Source organism: Desulfovibrio sp. 1214_IL3152 (assembly GCF_036763055.1).
Classification (GTDB): domain Bacteria; phylum Desulfobacterota; class Desulfovibrionia; order Desulfovibrionales; family Desulfovibrionaceae; genus Desulfovibrio.
This window is the reverse complement of sequence record NZ_JBAIYW010000413.1, coordinates 1-1,347: the sequence shown is the minus strand read 5'-3', so window position 1 is coordinate 1,347 and position 1,347 is coordinate 1. Positions and strand designations below refer to the sequence as shown.

Below are 1,347 nucleotides of genomic sequence, written 5' to 3'. Positions count from 1 at the left end.
CCCGGCAACAGGCGACACAGGTCGTGGGTGCGATAGCGCAACAGCGGCACGGCCTCCTTGCACAGGCTGGTCACCACCATCTCGCCCACCTCGCCCTCAGGCACGGGCTGCAGGGTGACGGGATCAAGCACCTCGATGATAAACAAATCCGCCCAATAGTGCAGGCCGTCGTGGGCATCGCAGTCTATGGCCGTGCCGGGACCGTACATTTCTGTCATGCCCGCGATGTCGTAACAGCCCTCAAGTCCCAGCTTGCTTTCTATGGTGAGGCGCATTTTTTCGCTGCGCGCCTCAGACCCGCAGATCATCTTGCGCAGTTTGAGCCGCTCTCCAAGGCCGGCCCGTTCCACCTCTTCGGCCAGCAGCAGGGCCATAGAGGCCGTGGCGCCGAAACAGGTGGATTCAAGGTCCTGTAAAAGCTGCAAATGCATCTCAAGATTGCCCGGTCCCACAGGCACGGTGAGCATGCCCATCTTTTCGCTGCCGCCCTGAAAACCCACTCCGGCCGTCCACAGGCCGTAACCCACGGCTATCTGCATGCGGTCTTCGGCGGTCAGCCCGGCCAGCTCATAACAGCGGGCCATCTGCAGATTGAATGTTTCCACGTCCGCCGCCGTATAGGCCAGAATCTTGCGCTTGCCCGTGGTTCCGCTGGAGGCGTGAACGCGCACCACCTCAGCGGGCGGCACGCACAGCAGAGGCAGGGGATATCCCTCGCGCAGGTCGTCCACGTCCACTGTGGGCAGACGCGAAAGGTCATCCAGGCCAATGGCGCCGTCAGATTCAAGACCACAGGCGCGCAGCTTGCTGCTGTATTGGGGAGAGTTCCAGGCACGGCGCACTGTCCGGCGCAGGCCTTCCTCCTGGCGGAGGCGGATTTCCTCATCCGCAAGCTGTGGAATGAAGCGGTATGACATGCTTCTGCGGCTCCTTTGATCTTGAGGCGGGGTTAATGGCTACGTGCCGTGAAGAGCGCCGTAAACCTTTAAAATACGGTTGCATAAATAGCATGAGTTATGCCTGCACGACACAACGCCGGGCGATACGGCAACACGTCGCCAGGGCAGCGCTGGGCGATTGTGCGTCTTTTCAACCCGTCAGGCAAGTCAAATGCCTCTGCGACGCGGCATACCCGGCGCAAACAGCAAAAATATCCTCATGTTCCGCGTTTCTACACCTCGCGGCAACGCTCAAAAGCCCGGCGCACACTTGCAAACAGCGCCTGTGGGCTGTCTGTTCCCTGCCGGGCGGCCCGGGCCAGCGCCAGCATGAGCAAAACCCGCGCCTTGGGCGCGGAAAGCATGCCCGAAGCGATAAAAGGCGCGTAGCCGTCCAGATCCGTCACGG

At 61.3% G+C, this 1,347-nt stretch carries 1 protein-coding gene; it reads right to left on the bottom strand.

Translation table 11 applies throughout. The features are described from left to right. The coding region (locus V6C07_RS08790) for an AMP-binding protein (protein ID WP_333536027.1) at nucleotides 1-917 on the bottom strand (917 nt) is incomplete at its 3' end. Nucleotides 918-1,347: the final 430 nt, after the last annotated feature.